The organism is Sinomonas sp., from assembly GCF_051955515.1.
Lineage (GTDB): Bacteria > Actinomycetota > Actinomycetes > Actinomycetales > Micrococcaceae > Sinomonas.
On sequence record NZ_JBQCGQ010000005.1, the window covers coordinates 23,385 to 45,606 of the forward strand.

The 22,222-nt window shown below is 66.7% G+C and carries 17 protein-coding genes; 4 read left to right on the plus strand and 13 right to left on the minus strand.

Annotation, left to right across the window (positions count from 1 at the left end; genetic code table 11):
- Window positions 1–125 precede the first annotated feature (125 nt).
- The 3 genes from ACTHL9_RS00280 to ACTHL9_RS00290 form a co-directional block, all read right to left on the minus strand.
- Complete coding sequence (locus ACTHL9_RS00280) at window positions 126–4,991, minus strand: NAD-glutamate dehydrogenase (RefSeq protein WP_440516625.1); 4,866 nt, start codon at window positions 4,989–4,991, stop codon at window positions 126–128.
- 62 nt (window positions 4,992–5,053) lie between these two features.
- Window positions 5,054–6,373: an AAA family ATPase gene (locus ACTHL9_RS00285; RefSeq protein ID WP_440516626.1), complete on the minus strand. Its 1,320-nt coding sequence runs from the start codon at window positions 6,371–6,373 to the stop codon at window positions 5,054–5,056.
- A complete protein-coding gene (locus ACTHL9_RS00290) occupies window positions 6,370–6,948 on the minus strand; it encodes an SAF domain-containing protein (protein ID WP_440516627.1) in 579 nt (192 codons plus the stop codon). Before ACTHL9_RS00290 ends, ACTHL9_RS00285 begins: the two co-directional genes overlap by 4 nt.
- A 214-nt stretch (window positions 6,949–7,162) precedes the next feature.
- Between ACTHL9_RS00290 and ACTHL9_RS00295 the strand changes: the two genes are divergently transcribed.
- Window positions 7,163–7,384 carry a helix-turn-helix domain-containing protein gene (locus ACTHL9_RS00295; protein ID WP_440516628.1) on the plus strand — a complete coding sequence of 74 codons (222 nt, stop codon included), beginning with the start codon at window positions 7,163–7,165 and terminating at the stop codon, window positions 7,382–7,384.
- Window positions 7,385–7,391: 7 nt separating this feature from the next.
- Here the strand turns inward: ACTHL9_RS00295 and ACTHL9_RS00300 are convergent, their stop codons facing one another.
- A complete protein-coding gene (locus ACTHL9_RS00300; RefSeq protein ID WP_440516629.1) occupies window positions 7,392–7,943 on the minus strand; it encodes a hypothetical protein in 552 nt (183 codons plus the stop codon).
- A 158-nt stretch (window positions 7,944–8,101) separates the two neighbouring features.
- Here ACTHL9_RS00300 and ACTHL9_RS00305 point away from each other — a divergent pair, with 158 nt between their 5' ends.
- Complete coding sequence (locus tag ACTHL9_RS00305) at window positions 8,102–8,944, plus strand: LysM peptidoglycan-binding domain-containing protein (RefSeq protein ID WP_440516630.1); 843 nt, start codon at window positions 8,102–8,104, stop codon at window positions 8,942–8,944.
- A 51-nt stretch (window positions 8,945–8,995) separates the two neighbouring features.
- Window positions 8,996–9,487, plus strand: coding sequence for an Rv3235 family protein (locus tag ACTHL9_RS00310; protein WP_440516631.1), 492 nt, complete (start codon window positions 8,996–8,998; stop codon window positions 9,485–9,487).
- Window positions 9,488–9,497: 10 nt separating this feature from the next.
- Here ACTHL9_RS00310 and secA read toward each other — a convergent pair whose 3' ends face one another.
- The 7 genes from secA to mtrA all read right to left on the minus strand — a co-directional run bounded on the left by secA (window position 9,498) and on the right by mtrA (window position 19,693).
- A complete protein-coding gene (gene secA / locus ACTHL9_RS00315) occupies window positions 9,498–12,227 on the minus strand; it encodes a preprotein translocase subunit SecA (RefSeq protein WP_440516632.1) in 2,730 nt (909 codons plus the stop codon).
- A gap of 61 nt (window positions 12,228–12,288) precedes the next feature.
- Window positions 12,289–13,551, minus strand: coding sequence for a winged helix-turn-helix domain-containing protein (locus tag ACTHL9_RS00320; RefSeq protein ID WP_440516633.1), 1,263 nt, complete (start codon window positions 13,549–13,551; stop codon window positions 12,289–12,291).
- Between the two features lie 45 nt (window positions 13,552–13,596).
- Window positions 13,597–14,328 (minus strand): ribosome hibernation-promoting factor, HPF/YfiA family, encoded by a 732-nt coding sequence (gene hpf / locus ACTHL9_RS00325; RefSeq protein ID WP_440516634.1) that lies wholly within the window; start codon window positions 14,326–14,328, stop codon window positions 13,597–13,599.
- Between the two features lie 169 nt (window positions 14,329–14,497).
- Window positions 14,498–15,373, minus strand: a complete 876-nt coding sequence (locus ACTHL9_RS00330) for a ComF family protein (RefSeq protein WP_440516635.1) — start codon at window positions 15,371–15,373, stop codon at window positions 14,498–14,500.
- A 96-nt stretch (window positions 15,374–15,469) separates the two neighbouring features.
- Entirely contained in the window at window positions 15,470–17,215 is a 1,746-nt protein-coding gene (locus ACTHL9_RS00335; protein ID WP_440516636.1) for an LpqB family beta-propeller domain-containing protein, read from the minus strand.
- Complete coding sequence (gene mtrB / locus ACTHL9_RS00340; protein ID WP_440516637.1) at window positions 17,212–19,002, minus strand: MtrAB system histidine kinase MtrB; 1,791 nt, start codon at window positions 19,000–19,002, stop codon at window positions 17,212–17,214. Before mtrB ends, ACTHL9_RS00335 begins: the two co-directional genes overlap by 4 nt.
- 16 nt (window positions 19,003–19,018) lie before the next feature.
- Window positions 19,019–19,693, minus strand: coding sequence for an MtrAB system response regulator MtrA (gene mtrA / locus ACTHL9_RS00345; protein WP_440516638.1), 675 nt, complete (start codon window positions 19,691–19,693; stop codon window positions 19,019–19,021).
- 123 nt (window positions 19,694–19,816) lie between these two features.
- On the opposite strand from mtrA, the gene ACTHL9_RS00350 reads away from it, so the two are divergent.
- A complete protein-coding gene (locus ACTHL9_RS00350) occupies window positions 19,817–20,704 on the plus strand; it encodes a cytochrome c oxidase assembly protein (protein ID WP_440516639.1) in 888 nt (295 codons plus the stop codon).
- A 13-nt stretch (window positions 20,705–20,717) separates the two neighbouring features.
- Here ACTHL9_RS00350 and ACTHL9_RS00355 read toward each other — a convergent pair whose 3' ends face one another.
- Window positions 20,718–21,734 carry a hypothetical protein gene (locus tag ACTHL9_RS00355; protein ID WP_440516640.1) on the minus strand — a complete coding sequence of 339 codons (1,017 nt, stop codon included), beginning with the start codon at window positions 21,732–21,734 and terminating at the stop codon, window positions 20,718–20,720.
- Between the two features lie 4 nt (window positions 21,735–21,738).
- Window positions 21,739–22,161: a chorismate mutase gene (locus ACTHL9_RS00360; RefSeq protein WP_440516641.1), complete on the minus strand. Its 423-nt coding sequence runs from the start codon at window positions 22,159–22,161 to the stop codon at window positions 21,739–21,741.
- Window positions 22,162–22,222 lie beyond the last annotated feature (61 nt).

Genomic DNA, 22,222 nt, shown 5'->3' on the forward strand with positions numbered 1-22,222 from the left:
TCGATAGAAAGCACTTGCTTGTCGATAGAAAGCACTTGGCCGCGGGGGCACAGCCCCCGCGGCCTCCAGCCGACGCACCTCGTGGAACCAGCTCCTGAAGGAGAAAGCCCTACAAGAACGAAGACCTAATGCCGGACGATCGACCGGAGCAGCCTCAATGCTACCGACAGCGAGGCCATGTCGTCGCTCTCGAGCGCATTGACCTCCTTGAACATCGTTGCTGCCCGGCTCAGCGACTCCGCGTTCTGGGATTCCCAGACGGCGAGCCGTTCCTCGGGCTTCGTCCCAGCAGGAGCAACCTCCATGACCGAACGGGTGATGTCTGCCACCGTGCTGTAGAGATCGTCCCTGAGCGCCGCACGTGCCAGGGCCTGCCACCTGTCGTTGCGCGGAAGTGCTGTGATGCGCTCCAGGAGGGCGTCGACATTGAAGCGGTCGAATACGGTGTAGTAGACCCCCGCAATCTCGTCGACGCCCTCGGAGGAGGTCTGCGCGATGCGAGCGATGTCGAGCAGGGCGAAGCTCTCGAACAGTTCTGCCCACCGCTGCGCGAACTCCTCCGGGAGGCCCCATGCCCTGCCCCGTTCGAGCCACCCGCGGACGCGCTCTGCGTCCTGACCTCGCAGGTACTGCAGAAGGCGTGATCGCAGGGCAGACATCGGCTTGGAGTAGAGGTCGACGACCTCTCCGATCGTCCGGCTCCCGGTCCCCTGATGGATGAGCCACCGCAGGGCACGGTCGAGCAGACGGCGGATGTCGTGGTGGACCGTGGTCCAGTGTTCGGTGGGGAACGAGGCCGGGAGCGAGTTGACGACCGCGATCATCTCATCGAGCTGGTACAGCTCGCGGAGCGCGACGAAGGCCTTCGCGACGGCGGAATCCGTTGCGCTCGTCTCCTCGATGGCCCGGAAGGCGAAGGCAATCCCGCCCATGTTGACCATGTCATTAGCTACGACCGTCGCGATGATCTCGCGCCGCAGCGGATGAGTGTCCAGCTCTTCGCCGAACCGTTCGCGAAGCTGCTTCGGGAAGTACCGCTGCAGTGTGTCCTTGAACCAGGGATCGTCGGCGAGATCACTCTGGCCGAGCGATTCGGCAAGCTCGATCTTGGCGTAGGCGGCCAGCACCGAGAGCTCAGGAGATGTGAGGCCCTGTCCTTGCTCGAGGCGACGGTGCAGTTGCTCGGTCGTCGGGAGGGCTTCGAGGTCGCGGTTGAGGTCCGCGTGCTGCTCAAGCCAATCCATCATGCGCTCGAAGCTCGGGCTCCATTCCGCAACCCGCGCCCGATCATTCACCAGAAGGATGTTCTGGTCGATGTTGTCCTCCAGAACGAGGCGCCCCACCTCGTCGGTCATCGACGCGAGGAATGCCGCTCGTTCATCGGCGGAGAGCTTCCCAGCGGCAACCATGCGATCCACGAAGATCTTGATGTTGACCTCGTGGTCGGAGCAGTCCACCCCAGCCGAATTGTCGATCGCGTCCGTGTTCAAGATGACGCCCTGGAGCGCGGCCTCGATGCGGCCTCGCTGGGTGAAGCCGAGGTTTCCGCCCTCGCCCACGACCTTGACCCGCAGGTCCCGTCCGTCTACACGGATCGCGTCATTCGCCTTGTCGCCGACTTGGGCCTGAGTCTCCGTGCTGGCCTTGACGTATGTGCCGATACCGCCGTTGTAGAGCAGGTCCACGGGGGCGAGCAGGATCGACCGCAGCATCTCGTTCACACTGAGCTGGGTGGTCCCGGCGGGCAGGCCCAACGCCGCTCGCACTTCCTCGGATACCGGGATCCATTTGGCAGTGCGGGGGTAGACGCCGCCTCCGGCGCTGATGAGCTCCTTGTCGTAGTCGTCCCAGGACGAACGCGGAAGCTGGAAGAGCCGGCGGCGTTCGGCGAATGACGTTTCGGGGTCGGGGTTTGGATCGAGGAACAGATGGCGGTGGTCGAACGCCGCAACCAACTTGATGTGCTCCGAGAGCAGCATCCCGTTGCCGAAGACGTCGCCAGACATGTCGCCAACGCCGACGACCGTGAAGTCCTCCGTCTGGGTATCGACGTCGAGTTCGCTGAAATGCCGCTTGACGGACTCCCATGCCCCGCGGGCTGTGATGCCCATCGCCTTGTGGTCATAGCCCACGGAACCGCCCGACGCGAACGCGTCCCCGAGCCAGAAGCCGTATTCCGCGGAGAGGCCGTTCGCGATATCGGAGAAGCTCGCGGTCCCCTTGTCGGCCGCGACCACCAGATACGGATCGTCGTCGTCGTGCCTCACGATGCCCGCCGGTGGAACGACCTTTTCACCTTCTTCCGCGGTCGAGACGCGATTGTCGGTGAGATCGAGAAGTCCCCGAATGAACGTCTTGTAGCTCTCGATGCCTTCAGCAAGCCACGCTGCGCGGTCCACGGAAGGGCTCGGCAGCCGCTTGGCGAAGAACCCTCCCTTGGCGCCGGTCGGGACGATGACGGCGTTCTTCACGACCTGAGCCTTGACCAGGCCGAGGATCTCCGTCCGGAAGTCCTCGCGGCGGTCGGACCAGCGAAGACCGCCGCGGGCCACCTTGCCGAAACGGAGGTGAACTCCCTCGACCCGAGGCGAGTAGACCCAGATCTCGAACATCGGCTTGGGCGAAGGCAGTCCTTCGATCTCCGAAGGCCGGAGCTTGATGCTGAGATAGGACTTGTCGAGGTAGTAGTTGGTGCGCAGCGAGGCCTCGATGAGGTTGATGAACGCGCGGAGGAGACGGTCCGCATCGAGAGTCGGCACCTGCTCGAGCTCATCCGCAAGCTCAGAACGCAGTCGCTCCATGGCCTGCGCGCGCCGCTCGGGATCAAGGCTCGGGTCGAAGCGGGCTTCGAAGAGTGCCACCAGCCTGCGCGTGACGGCCGAGTTCGCGAGAAGCGTGTCTGCGATGAAGCCGAGCGAGTTGGTGTTCCCCGTCTGACGCATGTATTTGGCGTAGCTCCTGAGGATGACCACCTGCCGAGAGGTCATCCCCTCTCGGAGCACGAGCCGATCGAGGGCATCGGACTCCGTCATCCCCGAGAGCGCCGCGCCGAAGGCGTCCGCCAGAAGTTCGCCAGTGGCCAGCGGTTCTACGCCGGCGGGGTACTTGAGACCGAGGTCGTAGAGGAAGAAGTCGCGCGCATCCGCGGTCTCAATCTCGAAGGGCTTCTCGTCCAAGACCTCGAGCCCGAGATTATGGAAGTACGGGAGAATCTGGCTGAGGCTCTTGGGCTCAAGCAGGTAGAGCTTGACCCGCGCATCCTCCTCGAGCTCGTCCCCGACCCCGACGGGGACGTAGACGCGGACGGATGGCCGCTCGGGCAGCTCTTCGCCCTCAGCCTTCTCGGCCTCCGCGCGCTCGGCTGCGTACTCCTCGAACCGCTCGATGTCCTCGAGCGCGTCCTCGATGCTGTAGTCGACCCGATAGGACGCGGGGAAGGCGTCCTGCCAGACGGCGGCGAGGTGTTCGGCTTCCTCGAGCGGCCGGTTCTCGTGCAGGACTTCGGCGATCCCTTCTGCCCACGACCTCGTGGCGGTCACGAGCCGCTGCTCGAGGGCCGCACCGTCCGCTGACTTGATATCCGCGTCCTTGGGAAGACGGATCCGGAAGTAGAGTCGGGCGAGCGCCGAGTCGCTCAGGTGCGCATCGTAGTCGATCTGATCGGAGTGGAACTCCTTCTCGAGCTCGACCTCGATACGTCTCCGAACTGCCGTGTTGTAGCGGTCCTTCGGCAGGTAGACCACCGCGTTCATGAATCGGCCGTACACGTCCGGCCGGAGAAAGAGCCGCGTCCGGCGGCGTTCCTGCAAGAGCTGGATTCGGGTGACCGTCTCGAACAGGAGATCGGCATCGATCTGAAAGAGCTCGTCGCGAGGATAGGTCTCGAGGATCGCCAGGAGGTCTTTGCCCGAATGCGAATCGGCGGGGAAGCCAGAACGACGCATGACGGCCTCGATCTTGTCCTTCACGATCGGCACGCTTCGTGCCGACTGCGTGTAGGCGGACGAGGCGAACAGGCCGATGAAGCGGCGCTCGCCGTCGACCTGGCCCTGCGCATCGAATCTCTTGATGCCGATGTAGTCCAAGTAGGCAGGCCGATGGACCGTGCTGCGCGAGTTGGCCTTGGTAATGACCAGTGCGCGGCGTTCGCGGGCGTGGGCCTGTCCCTCGGCAGTGAGGTGCTGGAGAGCATGCGCTCCGTCTCCGCGAAGGAGCCCCAGACCGCTCCCCTCGACGAGTTCGAGCACGTCCTCGCCGTTCTCTGTCTTGAGGTCGTACTCGCGGTAGCCGAGGAAGGTGAAGTTCCCATCCTCGACCCAGCGGAGGAGTTCCTGGGTCGGCCTCAGGTCGGGGATGTCACGGGCGCCCACGACTCCGTCAAGATCATTCGCGATCTGGACTGCCTTGGCACGCATGGCCTGCCAGTCGTCGACGGCCGAGCGCACGTCTCCGAGGACTCGGCGGATTCCTTCGACGAGCTCGGGCTTCCGGCTCGAGGACGCGCGATCGATCTCGATGGCGATCCAGGATTCCATGTGCGTGGTCAGATCTCCGTCGGCCACGAGCCGGCCGAGCTTTGGCAACGCTGCGGTGTCGCCGCTCGTGAGACCCCATTGGGCTGGTACCCGCTCCACCTCGACGAGGACGTCGTCGGAACGGCGTCGTGTCACCACGAACATCGGGTGCACGACAAGATGGATCGCGGAGCGCTGGCGGATGAGTTCGGCACTCACGGAGTCGACGAGGAACGGCATGTCGTCGGTGACGATGTAGACGATGCTCCTGCTGCCTTCGTCGACGACATCGATCTTCGAGGTACCGGCGAGGCGTTCATCCGCCAGAACCCGATGGTGCCGCGCGCGCTCGGCCAAGGCGTCGGCCGGGTAGGACTGCCGGTCCTCTTCTGCGAGATGTTCGTAGTAGTCGGCGAGGAAGCGGGCTTCCTGCTCGGCTGTAGGGAACGGGGTCTGCTGCGCAGTTCCGGTCGACACGGTGAAAATCGCCTCCAGGGAGCGGACTGTCCACACTGCAGCGTTGCAGCGTTGCAACGAGCCTAGCGCGGCAGGATCGCTCCTGCCCTGTCACTTGATACAGCGCTTCTTCGATTTCGCTGTCGTGATGGCCAAACGATTTCCCTGATCGCGCTTCTCAGGCGGCTCCCGGGGGCTGATTCGAGCAGCATCTGGCCGCTGAACAGCGCTGCGTCCGCCGTTTCCGGCTCAAAAGGAACGAGGGCGGCAATCGGCTGCGAAGGCCCGAACCGCTCCCACGCTTCCCGCAGTGACCGTTCGGGAAAGCGTCCCAGGGAGGCACGTCGAACCTTGTTGAACACCACCTCTGGAGTGACCCGGGGCAGGCTTCTCTCGAGGTCGTCCAAGGCGCGGACGAGGCGCGGCATGCCAACGGCGTCCGCGGCCCCCACAGCAACGACGCGATCCGCCTGCTCGAGTGTCAGGAGCGTCGTAGCGTTCCGCCGTGGAGCGACGGCGTCGAACGCCAGCTCCTCGTCCGCCTCCACCGAGAATCCCGTATCGACGACCACGACGTCGCTCAGGGCGCGGCACCCGTCGAGCACGGCGCCGAACGCTGCGGCGCGCAGTTCCCCCCACCTGTCTGAGCGAGTAATTCCCGTCAGGACGCGTAGCTCGCCCGTTCCTGCCACCACGGCTGGGGCCAGCCGTTCCAAGTTCTCGGCCATGAGCATTCCCTGATCCGCAAGACGACACGCCTGAGCCAGGCCCGCAGACTCGTCAAGCAGACCAAGATGGGCTGCGACAGAGGGGCCATAGGTATCTGCATCGATGACCACGACCCCTCTGCCCGACGCTGCCATCTCGGCCGCGACGTTGAGCGCGAGGGTTGTCCGTCCGGACGACCCGATCGGCCCCCAGAACGCAATGACGTGGCCGCGGGCTTTCCTCTCGTCCTCGTGTGGGGCTCGCTCACGCGCGACAGGCTCCCCGAACACAGCTGGCCGGGCTCCGGGGAGAGAGAAGGACGACGACGGCGAGTTGGCAGCTTGCTGCCCTGCGGCCCGTGCAGCGTCGGCGATGACGGCACCAATATGCTGAGCGTCTGCTGTTTCGGACGCCGTCACCAGTCCGAGACCCTCAAGGCGACGCCGTTCGCCGTCGTCGTCCGTGAGACAAACCAAGCCAACCCCTGATGTGGCAAGCCGGTCGGCGAGCGTCAGGGTCACGTCGGCAGTGGCACCCACGACGACGGCCACCCGAGCGAGACCGCTCTGGCATGCCGCGATCAGCTCCGCGAATTCCTTGCACCGGCGCACCACCGCCACGACGCCGCTCCGCGATTCGAGGGCGAGGAGGGGATCATCCTCGTGAGACCCGATCGCGACGATAGGGATCCTCATGACCCGCCTCCTGACGGATTCCAGACCACACTGACCTTCGCCTTGTTCGCCTGCGCCCCTAGGAGCGCCGGGAGCTGCTGGGGATCAACGAGGACATGGACCACCGTCTCGCGCTGTCCCCCGAGGGCCGATGAAGAAGTCTCCACGTGCGCGACTTCGGCGGCCGGCACGAGCAGTTTCGGCTCTGCGTAGCCATTGCGCCCGTCAGGGAGGCCGACCCACACATCCACCCGCGCGCCCGCGACAATCGCTGTCGGAAGCACGTCTGTGACGTTGACCGAGACGGGTCGACGGCCGAGTCGATCAGCAGAGCCCAAGCTGGACATGGGGACGAGGTCTCCTTTGGGTATGCGCTGCACGGCGACCCGCCCCGCAGCTTCCGAGGCTTCGCTGACATAGCGACGCTCGACATCTCCCAATTGCACCTCGACGCCGATGAGGTCATCACTGCCCACGGTCTCTCCGACGCCGATGTCCTCTCGTGCCGCATAAACCATCGTCCTGGTCTCGGCTGAGCGGACCAAAGCCACAACGCCCGCGATGGAGAGCAGAACCAACAGAACTCCGACGAGCAATCGCGGATCCTTCCACGACGGCCGCCTCAATCGTCCGCCCTCAGCGCGACTCAGCGAAGCCATGACCACTCCCCCACCTCGGTCCGCTCACTGGTCGAGCAGCTCCGCCGCCAGTCTGGATCAGACCTCGCCTTAAACGAACTAGAGGGGGCAAAACGCGTCAAACGATGTGCATGAAGGCTACATAGCCCCTCAGAGTGGCAGAATGGGGAGCATGCCTCGCTTCCTGACGCTCGCGGACGTGTGCGAACAGCTCCAGATCAGCACCGCCCAGGCGTATGCCCTGGTCCGCAACGGCGAGCTGAAGGCGATCCAAGTGGGCGGGCGCGGGCAGTGGCGCGTAGAGGACGTCAAGCTCGAGGAGTACATCCAAGCCAGCTATGCCAGGACCGAACGGATGGTCGCAGAAAACCGTTCTCTCCAGAATCCTCGCTGAGGGGCGCTCACCCCACGGAGCTGATGGCGATGAGCGCGGGCAGCGGAAGCACGCTACTTCCCCCGGTCTGCCATCGGCCCCAGTCATCGCCCCCGTGGGCGATCTCGATGTAGTCTCGCCCGACGACATCGATTACACCGGATACCAGCAGAGCCTCCGCCCGTCCCGCGTCCACGTGACAAGCGACCGTCACCCGGCCTCGCGCCAGTGCCCGGAGGGCCGACCCCAAGGTCAGTTCCCTTCGCACCCTTGAGACCTCGGGCCGAGCGTCGCGATTCAGTCCCGCGACCGTGACAACGCTCCGCAGGGGGACGAGGAAGCTCCTCGGCGCCGCGTCGAGGACAAGCCAGTCCTTGGCCACCTCCGCGGGCCGCCCCTTGAACCGAACTCCGCATCTCAGGATCATCTCGACCACTCCTCGATGCGGCCGCAGCCGATCTGCAAGCGTGAGCAGCGCCTGCTCCGCACGCGCCAGCTCTCCCACCTGATCCTCGACCAAAGCGCGTTCGGCAGCGATCAGTTGTGATTCAAGGTCGTCGAAAAGAGCCCCCCAGCGCATCCCCTCACCCTAGGCATCACTTGCCGTGCAGGCAACGCGAAGGTGCACATCCGCTGGACATTGGTTGTAAAACCCATTCAGACTTTGAGCAAACATCATCAAACGGCATCAAACCGCACCAAGAACTTGTCCATGGAACATGAACACCTGGGGGATGCATGAACAAACACCAACTCAGCGCGGACGGCCTGCTGGCCCTTCTCGTTGTCGTGCTGGCGGTCGCGCTCGCCGGCACGGGCAGCCTTCTTTCAAGCGGCCCGGATCACGGCCTTGATGCGCTTCTCGGGCTTTGCGCCAGCACAGCCGGGGTGGGACTCGTGGGGTGGTGGTTGGTCTCCTCGTGCCTCGCGATCGTTTCCGCCCTCCTCGCGGCCGCCGGCAACCACCGCTGGGCCCGTTGGACGGGCGCCCTCACTCCGGCTTTCATGCGCCGTCTCGCACTCGGCGTGCTTGGGCTCAGTCTCATCGCAGCGCCATCGGCCCACGCGGTGTCGGAGCCCTTGGATCCCGCATGGCGGGTGAGTGCGGCCGAAACCCCGGCCCCGCCCACCGAGAAGGGCGAGAACACCCTGCAAAACGACAACACCGTGCCTCCGCAGAAACAGGCCGGACCCTCACCGGCAGAGGCCGAACGCCCGGAGATCGTGGCCGAGCCCCTGCAGGAACAGGCCGATTCCCCTCAGATCGCAGCGCCAGAGACGGCGCTCCCTCGTTCGGCGGGGGCTGCACGGCCTGAGGCATGGACGCCGCAGGCTGACCAATCCCCGGGCGGTCCCCTCACACGACCGGCAACCAGGGATTCAGTGGCACCGCCGCGCGTGGTCGAAGTGCGGCCCGGCGACTCCCTCTGGAGCGTTGCCGCGCGCTATCTCGGTCCGGGGGCGAGCGCGGGCGATATCGCAGAGGCCTGGCCCGACTGGTTCGAAGCCAACCGATCCGTGATCGGCGACAACCCGGATGTGATCCGGCCGGGTCAGCTCCTCGTCGTACCCCACCGCTGATTCACCGCCGGACCTTGCGGCTCAATTCGCCCCCGAAACGGAAGGAACACCATGAACGGAAATCCACGCCTCGTCCTTCACCGCGGATCGCTGTCCGAGTCCGGCGCCGCGACCGTCGATGGCTCGTCAGCTCTCGCGCTCCCCGTCGAAGCCGCCGAACCGCCACAGCTGCACAGCATCGGATCTGCGGCGGAGCTGCAGTGGGTCGCCCAGCTCGCAGGACGCATCACGAGCGCCGCGATCGAGGTCCTGGCAGGCCGCCGCCCAGTCCAACAGCTCGCCCGCTGGCTCGACAGAGATCTCCTTGCGACGCTCCAGCTGCGCGCTCGGCTCAGTCGCGGCGAAGGGGCCGCCCCACCCGGGAAGCTGGCTCTCGTTCATCGGGGAGCCAGTCTCGTCTCATCACGAGCCATGATGGTTCGGCCCGGTGTCTACGAGGCGTCGGCCGTGGTCTCCGACCGGGTGCGCTGCCGGGCCGTAGCGCTCCGCCTCGAGCAGGTCCGCGACTCCGGCTGGCGCGTGACGGCACTCGAAATCGGCTGAGACCTTTCGCTCAGCGACGGCGGTTCTTCGCCCGACGAGGCGCCTGCTGCTGCCCGTTTCCGGCCGGACCCGTTGTGTCCTTGCGCGTCCCGCGCGAACCATTCTGAGCGGACTTGGCGGACCTCGCCTGTTCGATGTGAGTCTCGGTGCTCCCGTCCTCCGCGGGCGCGGTGTACTGGAGCTGGGTGGGCTGCGCCGGGGCTTCGAGGCCGGGGGCCGGCGGTTGGCCCGGCTCGACGGTCGCCTCAGCAGGCTGCACCTCAAGGTTGTACAGGAACGAGACGGACTCCTCCCGGATGCCCTCCATCATCGTCTGGAACATGCCGAAGCCCTCACGCTGGTATTCGACAAGAGGGTCGCGCTGGGCCATCGCCCGAAGGCCGATGCCCTCCTTGAGATAGTCCATCTCGTAGAGGTGCTCCTGCCACTTGCGGCCGATCACCGAGAGAACGACCCGCCGTTCGAGTTCGCGCATCGTCTCCGAACCGATCTGCTCCTCGCGCCGCTGATATACGAGCTTCGCGTCGGAGAGGATCTCCTCCTTGAGCATCTCTACCGTGACGCGCGACTTGCCGCCGGCCTCTTCGATGATGTCCTGCGCGGTGATCGTGGTGGGGTACAGCGTGCGAAGGTTGTTCCACAGGGCGTGGAAGTCCCAATCGTCGCCGTTCCCCTCCGCCGTGGCGGACTCGATCATTGCGGTGAGAGTGTCCTCGATGAAGAACTGGACCTTCTCGTGGAGATCGTCGCCCTCAAGAATCCGCCGCCGATCGCCATAGATTGCCTCGCGCTGGCGGTTGAGGACGTCGTCGTACTTGAGCACGTTCTTACGCTGCTCGGCGTTGCGTCCCTCGACCTGCGCCTGTGCAGACTGGATCGCGCGGGAAACAAGCTTCGATTCGAGCGGGGTCTCGTCGGGAAGGCTGCTCGCCATGAGGCGCTCGGCGCCTCCCGTGCCGAAGAGCCGCATCAAATCGTCGGTCAGCGAGAGGTAAAAGCGGGACTCGCCAGGATCGCCCTGGCGGCCGGAACGACCGCGGAGCTGGTTGTCGATGCGCCGCGATTCGTGCCGCTCCGTTCCAAGGACGTAGAGGCCGCCGAGTTCGAGCACCTCGTCGTGCTCGGCCTTGACCGCCTCCTGCGCGGCCTCGAGCGCGGCGGGCCACGCAGTCTCGTAGGCGTCCGAATCCTCCTCGGGGTCAAGGCCCCGCGCAGCGAGATCGGCAACGGCCATGAACTCCGCGTTCCCACCAAGCATGATGTCGGTACCGCGGCCAGCCATGTTGGTGGCCACAGTGACGGCGCCCTTGCGACCAGCCTGGGCCACGATCGCAGCCTCGCGCGCGTGGTTCTTCGCGTTGAGCACCTCGTGCCGGACGCCCGCCTTCGCCAGTGCCTGGGAGAGGTATTCGCTCTTCTCGACGCTCGTAGTGCCCACGAGCACCGGCTGGCCCTTGGCGTGGCGGCGTGAAATGTCCTTCACGACCGCCTGGAACTTCACCACCTCGTTCTTGTAGACGAGGTCCGACTGATCCTCGCGGGCCATGGGCTTGTTGGTCGGGATCGGAACGACACCGAGCTTGTAGGTGCTCATGAACTCGGCCGCTTCCGTCTCAGCCGTGCCGGTCATGCCGGAAAGCTTCTCGTAAAGGCGGAAGTAGTTCTGGAGCGTGATGGTGGCGAGAGTCTGATTCTCGGCCTTGATCTCGACGCCTTCCTTGGCCTCGATCGCCTGGTGCATGCCCTCGTTGTACCGGCGCCCGGGAAGGATGCGCCCGGTGTGCTCGTCGACGATCAGCACCTCGCCGTCGAGGACGACGTAGTCCTTGTCCCGCTTGAACAGCTCCTTCGCCTTGATGGCGTTGTTGAGAAAGCCGATGAGCGGCGTGTTCGCGGACTCGTAGAGATTGTGGATGCCGAGGTAGTCCTCGACCTTCTCGATGCCAGGCTCGAGGACGCCGACGGTGCGCTTCTTCTCGTCCACCTCGTAGTCGCCCTCGCCGAGCCGCAAGGCGATCTTGGCGAACTCGGAGTACCAGCGGTTGGCATCGCCTTGGGCAGGTCCGGAGATGATGAGCGGCGTGCGGGCCTCGTCGATCAGAATCGAGTCGACCTCGTCCACGATCGCGAAATGGTGGCCTCGCTGGACCAGCTCGTTCTTGTCCCACGCCATGTTGTCGCGGAGGTAGTCGAAGCCGAACTCGTTGTTAGTCCCGTAGGTGATGTCGGCGTCGTACTGCTTCTTGCGCGCCGCGGGATCCATACTCGAGAGGATGCAGCCGCTCGAGACGCCGAGGAAACGGAAGACACGGCCCATGAGCTCGGACTGATACTCGGCGAGGTAGTCGTTGACCGTCACCACGTGCACGCCCTTGCCGCCCAACGCGTTCAGGTATGCGGGCGCAGTGGCGACGAGCGTCTTGCCCTCGCCGGTCTTCATCTCAGCGATATTGCCGAGGTGAAGGGCCGCGCCGCCCATGAGCTGCACGTCGAAGTGCCGCATGCCCAACGTGCGTCCCGCTGCCTCGCGGACCGCGGCAAAGGCTTCCGGGAGAAGATCGTCCAGCTTCTCGCCGTCCTCGTGGCGCGCCCTCAGCCGATCGGTTTCCTCGCGCAGCTCTGCATCCGTGAACCCCTTGAGCTCCTCTTCGAGCGCATTCGTCGCATCGACGTAGACGCGCAGCTGCTTCAGGATCCGGCGGTCGCCGGTCCGGAGGAGTTTCTCGAGAAGGTTTGCCACGTGGCTTTCGCTCCCTTGTCAATGGCGTACGCAGCAGCGCGAGTGCTGCCGCGGGCGGTTTTCAGTCTACGGGAGACACGCGCGGCGGCGTATCCGGGTTCCCCAGCCGGCGAGGGCGCAGAGAGCGGGCGACGGCGGCCGCGAGCCCGCCGCCGTCGGCGATCCGCACCTCGTCGAGCTCCAGCCAGTCCGCGAGCAGCCGCAGCTCGTCGGCGAGCTCGACTGCGGTTCCGAGCGGCGCGTCGGGTTCAGCATGGATCTGATGCACGAGCAGCGCACCGCCGCTGCGATCGGCCTTGAGGTCGACGCGCGCGACCATCGCGTCGCCGAGGAGGAAGGGAAGCACGTAATACCCGTATCGACGCCGCTCTGAAGGCGTGTAGATCTCCAGGCGATAGTGGAAGCCGAAGAGGCGCTCAAGCCGCCGCCGCTCGAACACGAGCGAATCGAAGGGGCTCAGCAAGGCGCGTCCGCGTGCGGCGCGAGGGATCCGGGTCTCGGCGCGCAGATACGCCGGCCCCGACCAATCGGGGACCTCGACACGCTCTGCCTCGCCGAGCCGGACGAGCTCGGCGACTGCCGACTCTGTCGCCTTCATCGGGAGGCGGAAGTAGTCGGCGAAGCAGCGCACGGTGCCGATTCCGTGCGCCTGCAGGGCCGCCCGGGTCAGCAGAAGAGCGGCGGACTCCCGATCCAGCGGATCCCCAGCTGGAGCGGCGCCGTGCTGGGGCATGACGTCCGAGGTGAGGGCGTAGCGGCGCTCGAAGGAGGGCGTGCGGCTGGCCGAACTGACCATGCCCTGTTCGAAGAGGTCGCCCACCACGCGCTTGACGGCGTTCCAGTTCCAGCCCCAATTGTCGTTTCGACGCTCTTCGACGTGGCCCAGCCGCTGGGTCAGCTGCGCCGCCGTGAGAGGACGGCTCGATGCGAGGACTTGAAGGATGCGCTCGGCCAGATCGTCGCGTACCGCTGGATCAAGCCCGGCAGCGCCGACCCAGCTCCGCTTCTGCCACAGTCGGAGGGCTTCGAAGTGCTCGGGCTTGATGAAGCTCGCCTCGTGCGCCCAATACTCGACCATTCGCCGTGGACTCCGAGATGACATCCGGTCGAGAGTGTCCCGACCATACGCGCCGAGCCGCGAGAAGAACGGCAGGTAGTGGCTCCTCACAAGCACGTTGACCGAGTCGATCTGAACGAGCTGGAGCTGATCAAAGACGCGGCCCACCGCCCTCGCCGTGGCGGGGGCGGCAGGCCGCTGGCCAATGAGTCCTTGTGCTGAGAGGGCGATGCGTCGGGCCTGCGCGAGGCTCAGGGCAGCGCCCACTGCTTCTCTCCCTTTCTCCCCTGAGGGAAGGTTCCCGTCAGGCCGTCAGGAGACGACGGCCCCTTCATCGTCGGAACGGTAGGCCAGGATGCGGTCCTCAACCGCTGCGTTGCCTGGTTCGCAGGCCTGATCAAGACTGATGACGCCATAGGTCCATCCGCGGCGACGGTACACCACAGACGGCGTGTTGGTCTCCGCATCGATGAACAGATAGAAATCGTGGCCGAGGAGCTCCATGTTGTCGACGGCGTCGTCGAGCGTCAGATTCGCCGCTGGGAACACCTTGCGGCGGATCAGCACGGGCGAATCGCCCGCTGGAATGTCGTTTTCGATCTCATAGGGTGATGTGTTTTCTGGCTCCGAGGAGTGGTTGGACGCCTCGAGCGCGTGCTCCGCGTAGATCGGTGTGGCCCCACTGACAACAGGGAGGGAAGCCGTGGCCGTCTTGACTGCAACCGGAGCGTGCTTGCCGTGATGGACCTTCCGCCTGTCCTTTGCCCTCCTCAACCGTTCAAGGAGCTTTCCATACGCGAGGTCGAAGGCCGCGAACTTGTCCGGGGCCGTCGCCTCGGCGCGGATGACGGGTCCGCGCCCTGTCACCGTCAGTTCGACGGTGAGCTGATCGCCTCCCGACCGGGTGCTGGTCTGCTTGGAGCACTTGGCGTCAACCCGCTGCACCTTGTCAGCGAGATTCTCGATCTTCTCGAGCTTCTCGGTGGCGTACTCGCGGAACCGGTCCGACACAGTCAGGTTGCGCCCGCTGATCTTGAACTCCATGGTGCCCTCCAGAGACTACTTCGGTCAGCTCGACTGAGACTCAAAGGGACTACTGCTTGACAGTCGAGCCCCTTTCCTGAGCCGCTATCGAGAGGTTCCCCTCATCCTGGAACCCACTACCGACGTTAGTTGATCGTCATCGAATCCACACCCCTTCTTGGCCTTCAATTCACTTGATGTCAGCCTTTTGTTCCTCGGCGTGCTCGGCGGCGGGTGCCGGCACAGCTGCGATCACCGCTGCTCCGAGGACGACGGCGCCCGCCTCCTCGAGCGCCCTCGCCGCCTCGCGGAGTGTGGAACCGGTGGTGAGGACGTCGTCGACGAGGACTACGCGGCGACCACGAAGAGGGCGCCAGTCCCGGCTTCCCCATGGGCTTCCCCTCTCCCGTGCGACGAGGCTCCCGGCGAGCCTGGCGCGACGCTGTCCCCGACCGAGTCCCTTCTGCCCACTGCCCCCGGAAGCCGCAAGAGCGACGTCGCGCAGGACCCTCGACCATCCGCGCCGCCGCTTCGCGAGGGCAGGGACGACGCGGGTGCCTGCGGGGCAGAGGCCGTGGCGCACGAGCCAGCGGAGGAGGTCTGCGAGGGGATCGAACCCGCGCCGCACGTAGGCCGTACCACTCGTGGGCACTGGGACGAGAAGGACCTCTCGCTCCCCGATCCGGGGGCTTCCGACGGCTGCACGGAGCGAGCGTCCTAGCGCACGGCCCAGTTCAGCGCGAAGACGTGCAGCGCCGTGCCGTTTGTAGGCGAGCAGCACCTGCGAAAGCTCGGCGCGATAGCTCCCTGCCGCCACAGCGGCAAGGAGGACGCCGCCGTCGTGCTCGACGAGCGCGGGAGCGCGATGCTCGCAGCGCGCGGGCCGCGCAGTCGCGTCACGAAGGGCTCGCGCGCAGCGGGGACACAGCGCGGCGTCCGGCAGCCCGCACGACGCGCACTCCACGGGGACGATGAGCGAGAGGACGCCCGAGAGCGCCGCACCGGCCTCTGAGAGAATCCGAGGCCATCCGCGAGGTCTGTCGACGTGACGAGACGCTGAATCCATGCTCTCGAGACTGCACCTCAGAGCCCTCGTAGGGCTCTCCCTCCCTCCTCCATGTGGACGACACGCCCCGCGAAAGAGTGTGGAGGACTGATCCGCTCAGCCGGCGAACGCGAGCTGATCGGCCCCCTTGCCCTGCTCAGTCCACGAAGTGCGGACCAGGAGATAGATCCCATCACGCGTCACGGCATAGATGGACTGGTCCCCATTGCCCGCGGAGATCCACTGGATTCCCGTCAGCGAGGCGAGCTGCCGCGGCTCCCCCCCTTGGAGGCTCACGAGCTCTGGCGTGACGGCATCGGTGGGGGACGTGCCGGAGACCACCACCGTCGACTCGTCGACCCAGAGCGCGAGCTCGGGATTCTTCGCGGTGAGGGGAAGGGTGATCGGACTCGTGAGCGATTGCGGCGCGCCGTCCTGCCCGCGCACGATCCCGGCGACCTGCAAGAGGCTCTGGCCGTCGGCTTCGGAGAGGACGAGGGCGCGCACGCCATCGCGGGAGATCCGCAGGGAGGTCACGTTCCTGCCCGCCAGCCAGGGCGCTGCCACGACGGCGTGCGGAACGGAAGCGTTCTGCGCTGATCCCGCCGGCTTGTAGGCCATCACCTCGGTCGCGCCGGAGGGCCGCTGGGCCGCCGACCATACCCATTCGCCCGGATCAATCGAGGGCGGAGTGAAGTGCGGGGCCGAGTCGAGGAGCCGGTCCGGCTGACCCGGAATGATCGAGTTCAGCCCCCTTCCGTCGTCGCCGAGGAACGCGTAGACGTGCTGGGAAGCCGCTGCGGCGGGCGACGACGGGCCGAGCGACGACACGGACGGCAGGCCATCGATCTTGGAGGCCTGCTTCGAGCCGTACTGCACGATCTGGCCGTTCGCGATGCCCACCTGCCACGACGGCACCTTGGGATCCACGAGCGGCTCCGCCTGACGCGGCGCCGACGGGTCCTCGATCGCAACCTCTGTTTGGTTCGTGCGCAGCGCGACGGCGCCGACGGATGGCAGAGCCGACAGCGTGCGCACGAGCTGGCTGTGCATCCGCTGGCGGTCCGTGAAGGAGGCATCGCGGAGCTCGGGAGTCAGGTCCACCTGGGCGACGTTCCCCACGATCGGAACGGACTCGCGCTCAAGCTTGATGCCGGGCGGAAATGCGCTCGCGACGGCGGACTTGAGATACCCCGCCGGACCCGCGATGAGGGCGCTCACAAGCGACTTCGCGATCCCGGAGTTGTCGATGAACCACCGCATGTCCGGGACGAGGACGCTGAACGCGGGATCGAAGAAGTAGATCGAGAACGGTCGGTAGAGGACCTTGAACGTCTCCTCGGGGATCACGGTCCCATCGGGAAGCTTCGAGAGACGCCACTGGCCGTCGACCTGCGTCAATTCCACCTCGACCGCCTGCCGCGTGCCCGGCGGGTACTGGGTCATGGTCCCGTCCTGGTCCACGGAGTACGCGACATCGAGCTCGTAGCGGTAGGCATTGGGGCGCCCCGCTGAGACCACCGAAGGGCTGCCGCGGTAGACGAGCGTCCGCTGGCTGGGCTTCCACGACACGGCATTGGCTGGGGCGAGGAACTGGCGGGCCACGGTGAAGTCGTTCTGATAACCCGAGCCCGCGTTGAAGAAGCCCTCGATGATCGATTGCGGAGTGGCTCCGTTCTGGGGCCCTGGCGGGATGTATTGCGGCGCATTGCCGATCGCGGAGCCGCCGTCCTTGCTCGTGCCGACGGGGCCCGCCGTCGGGATCTGCGCACAGGCCGCCAGGACGAGCAGGATCGCGACCGCGGCGGTGGCGAGCCGCAGCGCCGGACGGAACCAGCGTTGCCGCGCTCGGACCCCGCTCACGGGGTCTCCTTGAGGAGGGACGACGACATCCCCACCACGATTCCCCGTGTCCCGCCCTCCGCCAGCGGAAGGCCCGCGCCGCCCGGCTCGAGGGCGACTGGGGATTCGGCGATGGCCCCGCCAGCGTGGAGCGGGAGAGTCAGGCGGAAGCACGACCCCTCGCCGCGCCGCCCCCAAGCCTGGAGCCACCCGTTGTGGAGCTTGACGTCCTCGGTCGCGATCGAGAGCCCCAGGCCGGAGCCCCCCGTCGTGCGGGCGCGCGCGGGGTCGGCCCTCCAAAAGCGGTCGAACACGCGCGCAGCCTCCGAGGGCGACATCCCGATGCCGTGATCCCGTACCGCGACGCCGACGGCGTCGGCGTTGGCAGCGACGAAGATCTCCACCGGCCTGCCCTCCCCGTGCTCGAGGGCGTTGAGCAGGAGATTCCTCAGGACGCGCTCGATGCGGCGCGCATCCATGTCCACGACGATGCTGCCGGTGCGCGAATACAGGCGCACTTCCGAGCCGCACGAGGCCGCGATGGGCGCGGCCGTGTCGATCACGCTGCGGACGACGGCGACCATGTCCTGGGGTTCGACGTCCAGCCGGGCGGCGCCCGCATCGAAGCGCGAGATCTCCAGGAGGTCATTGAGCAGCGCCTGGAAGCGCTCGACCTGGTTGTAGAGCAGTTCGGCGGACCGCTTGTTGATGGGATCGAACTGACTGCGCGCCTCATAGAGGACTTCAGCAGCCATCCGTACCGTAGTCAGCGGTGTCCGCAGCTCGTGCGAGACATCCGAGACGAAACGCTGCTGCATCTGGGACAGCGTGGCGAGCTGGGTGATCTGCTCCTGGAGGCTCGCCGCCATGTGGTTGAACGACTTGGCGAGCCTGGCGACCTCGTCCTCCCCCTCGACCGCCATCCGCTCCTCGAGTTGGCCCGCGGCCAGCTTCTCGGACACTGAGGCGGCGTGGCTCACCGGGCTCACTACGCTGCGCGTGACGATCCACACGATGGCGCCGATGAGGAGGATGAGGAAGACGCCGCCGAACCAGAGGACACTCTGCATCTCGTCCAGCGTCTCCTGCGCGGACTGGATGTCGTAGAGGAGGTACAGCTCATAGACCGTGCCGCCGAACGTGACTTTGTTGCCGACGGCGATGGCCGGATGGGTCGTGTTGTCCACGGTCAGCGGAATGGACTGCCAGAACTGCTGTGACTGCTGCGATCCTTCGACGGCCTCGCGGAGCGTCTGCGGGATGTCGTTCTCCGTGCGCAGGTAGGACGCCCGGCTGTCGACCCACCGGTTGCGAGGCTGGTCCTGGTTGGGGACCGCGAGGAACACGTACTGGCGCGGGGTACCCGAGTCCCGCGCCTCGAGCGTGGCGAGGGTGTCGTTGACGAGCTTGAGGACCCCCTGCTGGTCGGTGACCTGGGCGCCGTCGAAGGTCTCCTGGACCTGATTCACGCTCTGGCGGGTCTGGACCTCCGCCTGGGTCAGCCGCTCCTGGAACAGGCTGTTGGCCATCTGGTTCGACAGGTACACGCCCACGCCGAGAATCGAGACGCATGCAAGGACTAGCGTGACGAGGACCGTGCGGAACTGGAGGGAGCGCCGCCAGCGCCGCGAGAAGGCACGTTGAGCCCTGCGCGGCACTCGCAGGCCGGCCCTCAGGCCCCCACGGGAGGCGCGGCGAAGCTTCGCCGCAAAGATGCCGGCGCGCCTGACGAGTCGCCGCCCACGGCGGGCAGTTTCCTGGGCGACGACCCGCACCCGCTGCGCCGTACTGCCCTCTTGCTGATCCATCACGTCCTCGGTCTGGCTAGCTCCCGGCCTTGTAGCCCACCCCGCGGACCGTCAGGACGATCTCGGGAGCCTCGGGATCCCGTTCGATCTTGGACCTGAGCCGCTGGACGTGGACGTTCACGAGCCGGGTATCGGCGGCGTGCCGGTATCCCCAGACCTGTTCGAGGAGGAGCTCGCGGGTGAAGACCTGCCACGGCTTGCGGGCGAGGGCCACCAGGAGGTCGAATTCGAGGGGCGTCAGGGCGATCGGCGCCTCCCCGCGCTTGACCGTGTGGCCTGCGACATCGATCGTCACGTCTCCGATGCGCAGCGTCTCGGGTGCCTTGGTTTCGCCGGGGCGGAGCCGGGCACGCACGCGGGCGACGAGCTCGGCGGGCTTGAAGGGCTTCGGAACGTAATCGTCAGCCCCCGATTCGAGGCCCCTCACCACATCAGAGGTGTCCGACTTGGCCGTGAGCATCACGATCGGGACGTCCGATTCGGAACGGATCCGTCGGCACACCTCGATGCCGTCGAGACCGGGCAGCATGAGGTCAAGCAGGACGAGATCGGGCTTCTGGGAACGATAGATGTCCAGGGCCTGCGCCCCGTCGGCGCAGAACACCGGCTCGAATCCGTCATTGCGCAGCACAATGCCGATCATCTCGGCGAGAGCCTCGTCGTCGTCCACTACCAGAATGCGTGCCTTCATGCCTTCCACTCTCCCGCACGTTGGGCCGCGAGGCGTTCACGGCACGCCCGCCCGTGCGTTGTTCCATTCTAGTCGCCGCATGCTTTCGGGCTGCTCCCAGCCGATGGGCCTAGACTGCGCCGGGTGCCGCCCCTTTCCATCCTTCTGGGCACCTTTGGCCCCGACCCCGCAGCCCTCGCCCTGACCCTGGCCGCGGCCGTGCTGTACGCCGTCGGCCTCGTCGCCTCACGCCGCCGCGGCACGCGCTGGCCAGTCTGGCGGGCCCTCTGCTTCTACCTCCTCGGCCTCGCGCCCTACGTGGTGCTCACCTGCGGCTTCACGGGTGCCTACGGAGACCAGCTGAGATGGGCCTTCACCCTCAAGACGGCGCTCCTGTTCTTCGTGGTCCCGCTCCTCGCGGGGCTCGGGCGTCCGCTCGGCCTCGCCCGGGCAGCCCTCGGGGACGACCACCGCCAGCGGCTGGACCGTGTCATGGAGAGCCGGGCCGTCCGGATCCTCGGGAACGCCTTCGTGGCCCCCATCCTCGGGCTCGTGTTCTTCGGAACGTTCCTCACGCCCCTGCTCGCCGTGTACCGCGCGAACCCCGTGGTGAGCGGCGTCCTGAGCATCGCGGTCCCCCTCGTGGGGCTTCTCCTGGCCCTTCCGGTCGTTGAGGCAGAGGGATTCCAGCGGACCTCGAGCTTCATCCTGCTCGAGTTCGTGTACGTGTTCATCGAGCTGCTCGCCGACGCCGTTCCCGGGATCGCCCTGCGGCTCAACGCGGCCGTGCTCGACGGGGTCACCGCCTGGCCCCCTGGCGTGCGGGACTGGTTCCCGTCGCCACTCCGCGACCAGCAGCTCGCCGGCGACATCCTGTGGTTCATTGCGGAGATCGTGGACCTGCCGCTCATCATCCTGATGTTCGTGCGCTTCAGCAGGAGCGATCGGCACGAGGCGCGCGGATTCGACGAGCTCAGCGACGAGGAGATGGACGCCCTCACACGCGCCCACCTTCGGCAGCGGGGGGAATGACCGGGCTGGACGGTCAGCCGAAGGCGAGCTGATTCACCGCATCGGCGAGCTTGACCGTCCGGGCGAGGGCCGCCGTCGCCCGCTCTGGCGTGAGGGAGGCGAGGCTCTCAGCGGGGGTGACGCGCACCGCGCCGAGCTCACGCTCCGGCAGCCCGAGCTGGCGCCACGGCCGAAGGAGCGATTCCGCGATATCTCGGGTGCGCATCGACGGGGGCGGCGCGAGCGGCAGCACCCCGAGCCACAGGTGCTTCCCGGACTCCACGGCCTCCGCAAGCCGTTCCCACTGCGGGACCGTGAGCGACGGCGCTGGGAGGGCGACGCCGTCGGCCCCCGCCTCGAGCACCCCGTCGATCGGCGCCTCCCAGGCGTCGAGATGAACGAAGACCTGCTCGGCCCCCGCCGCCCGCAGCGCGTCGATGACGCTTTCCCAGGCGGTTCTGGCCTCGGCCGCGGGGAGGGACCGGATCGTCCGATAGCCGCTCGCCGTCGGCAGGAGACCGGCGAGCACCCGAGCGGCCTCCGGCTCTGCCAGCTGCACGGCAAGTCGGGCGCCGGGTGCCGCGACCTGCACCCGCGCGAGGACTTCGCCCATCCCCGCCGCAAAGGACTGGGCGATGTCCCGGCGCGCGCCGGGGTCGGCGAGCGCCCGCTCGCCGTTGTGCAGGTAGAGGCCCGCCATGAGGCTCAGAGGTCCGAGGAGGCGGACCTGGAGCTCCTCGGCGCTCCTCTCCTCGGAGCCAACGACGTCCGCGAGCACGTTGAGGTCCGCCGAGAGGGCGGAGGCGGCACGGGCGGCGTCGCGTCCCGGACGGTCCACGATGCGCCAGCCGTGGGGCTGGACGTCGGCATGAAGGTCGACGAGCAGCGCGGCGGTGCGGCCTACCGCATCCGAGCCGATGCCCCGGTCCGGAAGCTCCGCGAGGAACGGCAGATGCGGGCTGCCGAGCTCGCCCCGAATGGCCTTCTCCGCCTCGACCGCGTCGGTTCCGGGCCACTCCCCGAGGGCAGTTGCGGTGACCTGGGAGGGCATCGCCTTACCCCTGACCCGCGTCGCCGTTCTGGCGCGCGTGGTGATCCTCGGAGATCGCCTGATGATGCCGGATGACCTCGCTGATGATGAAGTTGAGGAACTTCTCGGCGAACGCGGGATCGAGCTGGGCCTCCTCCGCGAGGCGACGGAGGCGGGCAATCTGGGCTGCCTCGCGGTCCGGATCGGCCGGCGGGAGATGATGCTTTGCCTTGAGCCAGCCCACGCGCTGGGTCACCTTGAAGCGCTCGGCGAGGAGATAGACGAGGGTGGCGTCGAAGTTGTCGATGCTCGACCGGATGGAGAGCAGCTCCGCCATGACCGCCGGGTCCACCTCGCCCTTGAGCGAGCTCGCTGTCGGGTCATAGTCCTGTTCGGCGTGGGCCGCCTCGGCATCAGGGCGGGCGTCATCACGGTGCTGCTCGGTCATGGGTTTCAGTCTAGGCGCCGCGGCCCGTTGACCCGGCCGAGGCCGCGCTGTGGGTCGGTCT

What these genes read in the sequence shown, in the direction of transcription:
- ACTHL9_RS00305 (WP_440516630.1), top strand. Translation starts at nt 8,102, where the DNA reads ATGAACAAACACCAACTCAGCGCGGACGGCCTGCTGGCCCTTCTCGTT.
- ACTHL9_RS00360 (WP_440516641.1), bottom strand. Translation starts at nt 22,161, where the DNA reads ATGACCGAGCAGCACCGTGATGACGCCCGCCCTGATGCCGAGGCGGCC.
- ACTHL9_RS00330 (WP_440516635.1), bottom strand. Translation starts at nt 15,373, where the DNA reads ATGGATTCAGCGTCTCGTCACGTCGACAGACCTCGCGGATGGCCTCGG.
- hpf (WP_440516634.1), bottom strand. Translation starts at nt 14,328, where the DNA reads ATGGAGTTCAAGATCAGCGGGCGCAACCTGACTGTGTCGGACCGGTTC.
- mtrA (WP_440516638.1), bottom strand. Translation starts at nt 19,693, where the DNA reads ATGAAGGCACGCATTCTGGTAGTGGACGACGACGAGGCTCTCGCCGAG.
- ACTHL9_RS00310 (WP_440516631.1), top strand. Translation starts at nt 8,996, where the DNA reads ATGAACGGAAATCCACGCCTCGTCCTTCACCGCGGATCGCTGTCCGAG.
- ACTHL9_RS00295 (WP_440516628.1), top strand. Translation starts at nt 7,163, where the DNA reads ATGCCTCGCTTCCTGACGCTCGCGGACGTGTGCGAACAGCTCCAGATC.
- mtrB (WP_440516637.1), bottom strand. Translation starts at nt 19,002, where the DNA reads ATGGATCAGCAAGAGGGCAGTACGGCGCAGCGGGTGCGGGTCGTCGCC.
- ACTHL9_RS00300 (WP_440516629.1), bottom strand. Translation starts at nt 7,943, where the DNA reads ATGCGCTGGGGGGCTCTTTTCGACGACCTTGAATCACAACTGATCGCT.
- ACTHL9_RS00285 (WP_440516626.1), bottom strand. Translation starts at nt 6,373, where the DNA reads ATGAGGATCCCTATCGTCGCGATCGGGTCTCACGAGGATGATCCCCTC.
- ACTHL9_RS00355 (WP_440516640.1), bottom strand. Translation starts at nt 21,734, where the DNA reads ATGCCCTCCCAGGTCACCGCAACTGCCCTCGGGGAGTGGCCCGGAACC.